General features: G+C 64.8%; 7 protein-coding genes. All 7 read right to left on the reverse strand.

The genetic code is table 11. From position 1 onward, the window contains the following. Positions 1–109 (reverse strand): PPE domain-containing protein (locus tag VNW74_RS00045; RefSeq protein WP_325674568.1); only part of this gene is annotated, 109 nt, incomplete at its 3' end. Between the two features lies 1 nt (position 110). After that, positions 111–419 carry a PE family protein gene (locus tag VNW74_RS00050; protein ID WP_325674562.1) on the reverse strand — a complete coding sequence of 103 codons (309 nt, stop codon included), beginning with the start codon at positions 417–419 and terminating at the stop codon, positions 111–113. A gap of 128 nt (positions 420–547) precedes the next feature. Then, the gene (locus VNW74_RS00055; protein ID WP_325674563.1) at positions 548–1,507 is read right to left on the reverse strand and encodes a hypothetical protein; all 960 of its coding nucleotides are present in this window, start codon (positions 1,505–1,507) and stop codon (positions 548–550) included. Next, positions 1,507–2,712, reverse strand: coding sequence for a cupin domain-containing protein (locus VNW74_RS00060; RefSeq protein ID WP_325674564.1), 1,206 nt, complete (start codon positions 2,710–2,712; stop codon positions 1,507–1,509). Before VNW74_RS00060 ends, VNW74_RS00055 begins: the two co-directional genes overlap by 1 nt. Positions 2,713–2,783: 71 nt before the next feature. Beyond that, the gene (locus VNW74_RS00065; protein ID WP_325674565.1) at positions 2,784–3,989 is read right to left on the reverse strand and encodes a cupin domain-containing protein; all 1,206 of its coding nucleotides are present in this window, start codon (positions 3,987–3,989) and stop codon (positions 2,784–2,786) included. 182 nt (positions 3,990–4,171) lie between these two features. Beyond that, positions 4,172–5,674, reverse strand: a complete 1,503-nt coding sequence (locus VNW74_RS00070) for a PPE family protein (protein WP_325674566.1) — start codon at positions 5,672–5,674, stop codon at positions 4,172–4,174. A 111-nt stretch (positions 5,675–5,785) separates the two neighbouring features. Then, a complete protein-coding gene (locus tag VNW74_RS00075; protein WP_325674567.1) occupies positions 5,786–6,706 on the reverse strand; it encodes a heme o synthase in 921 nt (306 codons plus the stop codon). Between the last annotated feature and the right edge of the window lie 53 nt (positions 6,707–6,759).

Genomic DNA, 6,759 nt, shown 5'->3' on the forward strand with positions numbered 1-6,759 from the left:
GTGAGTTCCACGCCCCGGCCGCCGCCAGCAATGACCCGGGCCCGGGGCCACTGCTCAACAACGCGGAATGCACCTCCGGCGGCGCGGCCATCCAGATGGGTGCTGTCATTTCACCCGCCCGCAAAGAAATACGATGACGCCCCCATTGCATCGCGTGCTGCATAGCCGACACCCGCATCGCCGACCCCGACGCCGGCGCGACCAAGTTCTGCCGCGCCTTGGGCCACCGCCGCTGAATGTTCGCCGCCGCGAACGCTGAACCCGGCCGCGTTCTGCAACGACACCGGATCCGCGGCAGGAGGCGCCACAACCGTGATCAGCGGGGCCGCGCCGGCATTGGCAGAGGCCAGACGCGCGGTCAACGCCTCGATCGCTGCACTAGCGCCGGCGAGACCTTCGGGAACGACACGCAACGTCATGACAGCAACTCCTCGGTCATGGGCCGAATGGCCGAGATGAATATGATTTTCATTAAGATTAATACCACACGGCCGCGGCATTAGAAACTCGACGGCCGTGTGTTGCCGCGCGAGGCCGGCCAGCCGCTCTAACGAGGCGATGCCAGCAAGCGATAACCGGGCTCGGCGAAGCGCTCGGCGGCCTTACGCATCGCATCGGTCATCAGGCGGCGCTCGGAGGCATCCCTGTCAAAGACGCGGGGTGATGGGTCCTTTGAGTAGAACCGGGATTCCTCGATCATGCGGTCAATCGCCGCACTATCGGCCTCGAGCCCGAAATGCGGGGCTACGTGCTGCCAAACCGCACCGGGCAATTCGGCATGGTCGATCGACAGACGCCCTGCAGGATCAGTTGCGGCCGCCTCCAGCATGGCGCCGAGCGCGCGAGCCGCGAACTCGACGCGCGCCCTCGCCGGAACCGCCTGCGGATCAAGGCCGAAGAGCCGCGCGGTCCGGGGGGGCACTGCCTGGAGTCCGAGCCAGCCCGGTGGCTTGGCCAGCAGCGAAGCCAAGACGTGCGCCGGGTCGCGCTGGACCCAGGCCCACGGCGTTTCGGGAAAAGCGGCGGCCAGGATTTCTCGGCGGCGGATGTTCCAGCTGGTGCACTTGAGCACCAGGTGGTGTTCGTCACCGTGCCGACATCGGCCCAGCGCCCGCACCAAAAGCCGCACCGATCGGACCAGCATGGCCTCGCTGACCCGGCCGGGGTCGAGCCCGAGGAGCGCGTTGAGGGGCGAAGGCTCGGAAATAACGACGGTCCCCGGAAGGGTGCCCAGCATCCGAGACACCAGAGTGGACCCGCAGCGCGACAGGTGAAAGATCATGCCCGCAGGCTCGAGCGAGGGCTCGTTGTCGAGAATGACAAGGGCTTCTAGCCCGGTCCTGACGAGCGGCCGGGCCCGGGGGCCGGACGCCCAGCGGGCAACGGTCTGGTCGAAGAACGGTTCGACGAAACGTTCTTCGGAAAGATCGGCCCAGTCGACCGTCGGTACGGGTCCGGAAAGGTCGAATCTGATCGGCGTCCAACGCGCGAGCTCGGCGAGTTCCATCAATCGTCGGGCAGCCGGACAAGGAATCCATTCACGATCAGGGTTCGGGCCAATTCCGTCTGCTGCGCCGCAGACAGCCCCGGCAGATCGCAAATCCGAAAGGGGTCGGTACTTTTCGAGAGGAACTGCAGTGCGTCTTTATGGTCGGGAGGGGCATTTATCACTAATTGTGCAAAGTGCAGTGCGACGCCGTCGGAAGTGTCTGCTACCCGCGAATAGAGCGGTTGGTACTTCACCACTCGGCTATGGGCGTCAATCCCAACGGCATCTGAGATCGACTGTCCGACGGGCGGGCCTGGGCCGCGCTTGACGAGGTCATCTTCCAGCGAAGAGAGCCCTTCCGCGATGACGCTCGGCTGTTCGAGGGCTTCGGCGATGTCGCGCACGAGGACGCCCAGACCGACCCGTACGTCCGGGTCGTTGAGGTACCGCGGCGGCAGCTGGGTGTGGACACGATCATCGGAGGAGCTCAGCCAGTTAAGTGCTCGGGTGACAAGCGTGAGCAGCGTGGGTGCGGTGAGGCCGACGGTCAAGTGGACCGATAACTCCGAGGTTGCTTCGGCCGCATGGACTCGGCCGCGTGGCAGGTAAAGCACGTCGCCGACCTCCAGGCGCACGTCGGTGGGCGAGGGGAGCGCGGCCGTGGCCACCGGCTCGCGGCGAAGCATCTGGTGCGGTGCTACATCAGCACCGTCATACACGTGCCAAATTTTGGATCCCCGAATCTGCAGGATCAACACGTCGTGATCGTCGAAATGGGCTACAAAGCCCTGAGATTCGGGCGGCGTGATGTAGGCGTTGGCCTGCGCCGCGAAGTTCAGCTCGACCTCGATGGAGTGCAGTAGCGACGCAATTTCGCGCACATATCGCTGAACACTGCCCAAGAGGATCGTGTAGCCATCGGCGAAGTCCTTGCCGATTCCAGCAGCATCGAAACCGCCACCGGCAAGCCGGTAGACGTATGAATCTTTTTTGTCGTCCTCCCGGACCAGGCTCACCAATGACAGATCCGGCCGAAACAACCCCACCAGCTCATCAACAGAGGCTGAGCCGTCCAGCAGGCTGTCGAAGTATCGAGGGCAGTTTCGGCTCACGTGGTGATGAGTCGCCCCCCAAATCTCACTGAGAAAGGTCTCGACCGTCAGTGGGTGAAGCAGCCAGGCCAATGACAACTCGCGGTCAACGCCCGATAAGCGTTGCTGCATCAGCCGTGCTCTCCGTTTTCTCGCCCTCGCCGGTCTGGTCTGATTTCCCCCGGCCCGGCACCATCAGCATCCTAAGGCAGTCGGACGAGGAATCCGCTGACGATCAGCGATCGGGCCAGCTCGATCTGCTGCCTCTCGCTCAGCTCGGGCATGTCGCCAACCCGGAACGGCTCGGTGCTTCGCGAAACGAACTCCATCGCGGCTTTATGGTTTAGGCCGGCGGCAATCGACAAACTCGCGAATTGCAGCACGACGCCGCCGGGTTCGATCTTCACTGACGAATAGAGCGGTTGGTACTTCCGCACCCGTGTTTCTCCGTCGATTCCCGTGGCGTTTGCGATTGGTCCGACCGGTGGGCATTGGCCGCGCCGGACCAAGCCGTCCGCCAGTAACCCGAGACCGCCAGCCATTGCGCCCGAATCATCAACTGTCCCAACAGCTTCCCGCACCAGGCTGCGCAGCGTCGCGTCCAGATCCGCATCATCCAGATGCCGCACAGGCAGACGGGCGTTCAGACGATCATCACGCCAGCTCTGCGAGTAAAGCGCTCCGATGGCAAGCATGAGCACGGTCGGTACGTGGATGCCGACGGTCAGATGGATGGATTGCTCTGAGGTTGTCTCGGCGGAATGAACGCGGCCGCGTGGCACGTACAGCACGTCGCCACCTTCCAGGCGCACGTCGGTGGGCGGCGGAAGGCCATCGATGGCAACCACCTTGTCCTTCTCGCGCTGGATCTCGCGCGGCGGGCGGTCGGCGCCGAGGTACAAATGCCAGATTTTCGAGCCCTGGACCTGCAGGATCAATACGTCGTGGTCGTCGTAGTGGGGCGCCAGACCCGTCTGACCTGGCGGGGTGATGTAGGTGTTGACCTGTACCGGAAAGTTCAGCTCGACCTCGATCGAACGGGCCAACGTCCCGACCGCCCGCACGTATTTCTCGACGCCGTCCAACACGATCGTGTAGCCGTCGGCGAAGTCGTTCCGGATACCGACAACATCGAGGCTGCCGTCAACGAGCAGGTAGTTGTCGGATCCCTTTTTGTCTCTTCCCTTTACCAACCGCAGCGCCGATGGCTCGCGGCGAAACAACTCCAGCAATTCGTCGACCGTCGACGGCCCAGGCAAGAGACCATCGAAATAGCCTGGGCAGCCTCGCCGGATGTGGTGATGGGTTTGGGACCAGATCTCGTCGAGAAAGTTTTCGACGGAGAGTGGCTGAAGCAACCAGGCCAACGAGAGCTCAACGTCGACGCCCGAAAAGTGTTGCTGCGTCACGCGTGGTCTCCGCCCCTGCCGGCCTGGCCTGGATTCCAGGCTGTCAACGAGCCCCGACCGGGGCTGAGATGAATACGATTTTCATTAATAACTACCACACGATCGTGGACTCGAAAACTTGCAGCCGATCAGCTATCGACAGCTTGCCGGTGGCCCTGCCCGACGTCGTGATGATCCCAGTCCTACTCATGCCCATCTGCAGGCTTGCCCGCGGGATCCCAGGTATTCGGCAGCATCGGCATATTCGGTCCCCCTCCGAAGTCATCACCGGAAAGCGTCGCCAACCCCGCTGCCTGCGTGCTGCCCTTCGACACCGTCCCGGCGAACCCCAACGGGCCCGCACTCCGATCCGACGCCACCGCCTCCCCGCCCGGCGGCGCGACCCAGTCCGGGTCGACCTGGACATTCATATCCATGAACTCATCGCCGTACCCGCGCATACCCGCGCGCTGGCGCCGCCGGCGCCGGCCCCGCACCCCCGCGACCGCCGCGGCCGCAGCGATCTCGGGTGCCTTCGCCGATCCACGCGACGTCGGCTCCTGAGTCTTGGCGCCCAAACTCATCCCCGCACCGACCCCGATGCCGGGCGGCCCAACGGCATACGGGGGGACAAACCCCGTACCACCCGCAGCAGGGGGCGGCGGCGCGGCACCGGCGACGGAGCTTGCCGTGGACGCGGGAGAAGGGCTTGGGGACGTGCCGGGCGCAGTGCCGCCCGCACCTATCGCAACAGGGCTGCTCGTCACCGCCGGCAAACTGTGCGTCTGGGGTGTCGGCGCGGCCGCCACGGCGGGGGCGGTGGCCGCTTCAGGCTGGATTCCAGCCAATCCGGCCAGGCCCGCCAAGCCTCCCGCGGCTCCGGCCGGCACGGCGAAAGGAAGCGCCAGGAGTTGAGGGAAGTACTCGATGGCCTGGAGCGCGTGGCCGAACTCGTCTGACGCCAGTCCGCCAATGTCGGAAAATAGCTGCGTGAATCCCTGAGTCGGGTTCTGGGCGATGAGCTGGACGTCTCTCGATAAGGTCTGCGGAACTTCGAGGAATCGATTGATCCACCAGCTCAGGTTGTAGGGATCGCCGGAGTCGTTGTCGACGATGGGCAGAATCCCCTGGTCGCCACCGCCGCCGAATTCTCCATCGGCAGGCCGCGGGTTCACGATCTGAGGCGCCGGATCGGTCTGCGGCGTTGATACCACCGCGGCGCTCGAGACCGCCTGATAGGTGGACATCGTGGTGGCCGCCTGGATCCACATCCGTACATAGTCGGCCTCGTTGAGCGCGATCGGAATCGTGTTGATACCAAAGAAATTGGTCGCCACCAACACCCCGTGAATCATGTGGTTGGCGCCCAACTCCGGCAGCGTCGGCATCGTGGCCAACGCCGCGGTGTAGGCGGTGGCCGCGGTCTCGTGCTGGACGGCCTCCGACGCGCTCTTGGCGCTGGCCTGCACCAGCCACGCCAAGTAGGGCATGTGCGCAGCCACGTACCGCTCGGCGCTAGGGCCTTGCCACGCGCCCGCCTGCACCTCCGCCAAGACCGCGCTGAGTTCCTCAGCGACCGACGCGTATTCGGTGCTCAACGAATTCCACGCGCTGGCCGCAGCCAGCAGTGACTCGGGTCCTGGGCCGCTGCTGAGCAACGCCGAGTGCACCTCCGGCGGAGACGCCATCCAGACTGGCGCCGTCATCAGCCGCCCACCGGTGAGATCACGTCGGGCATTGAATACGACGCTGTGTCGTAGGCGCAAGACCCCGACCGGGTAGGGGGTATTCGCAGGTCGAAGACCTCGCGTTAGGTGTCAGACGCGCAGCAGCGTGGGCAGCGCCATCGCCGAGTCGAGCGCCAACGCGCAGAACACCACCGCCAGGTAGTTGTTCGACTGCAAGAACAGCCGTAGCGGCTTGACCGGCTCGCCGCGGCGCACACCCGCGTAGAGCTGGTGCGCCATCGCCAAGAACCACGCCCCGGCCGCCAGCGCTACCGCGGTGTATAGCCATCCGGCCGCCAGCGCCAGCGCCAACGTCGCGGCCACCGTCAGCCAGGTGTAAATCAGGATCTGCTTGGTGACCTGGCGCTCGGTCGCGACGGTCGGCAGCATCGGCACGCCGGCGGCTTTGTAGTCCTCCTTGTACCGCATGGCCAATGCCCAGGTATGCGGCGGCGTCCAGAAGAAGATGATCGCGAACATCACCAGCGCCGGCCAACCGATGGTGCCGGTGACGGCCGACCAGGCGATCATCACCGGCATGCAGCCGGCCGCCCCGCCCCAGACCACGTTCTGCGAGGTCCGGCGCTTGAGCAACAGGGTGTAGACGAACACGTAAAACGCGATCGTGGCCACCGCCAGCAGCCCCGACAACAGGTTTGTTGTCCGCCACAACCAGAAGAACGAGGCGACGCTCAGCACCAGCCCGAACACCAGCGCGTGCCTGGTGGGCACCGCAGCCCGCGCCAGCGGTCGTCGAGCGGTCCGCTTCATCATCTTGTCGATGTCCGCGTCGGCCACGCAGTTCAGCGTGTTGGCGCCACCGGCGGCCAGCATCCCGCCGATCAGAGTATTGAGAATCAGCAGCGGGTTCACCGTGCCGCGGTGGGCGAGCAACATCGCCGGAATTGCGGTGACCAGCAACAGCTCAATGACTCGCGGCTTGGTCAACGCCAGATAAGCCAGCAAGGTGGTGCCGACTCGACTCGGCGCAACGCGCTCGCGAATGCTCACGCATTGACTCCTCGGATCACAGCAGCGCGCAGCTTCTACTACAGGCGATGGTA

Source organism: Mycobacterium sp., from assembly GCF_035570115.1.
In the GTDB taxonomy this organism is placed as follows: Bacteria; Actinomycetota; Actinomycetes; order Mycobacteriales; family Mycobacteriaceae; genus Mycobacterium.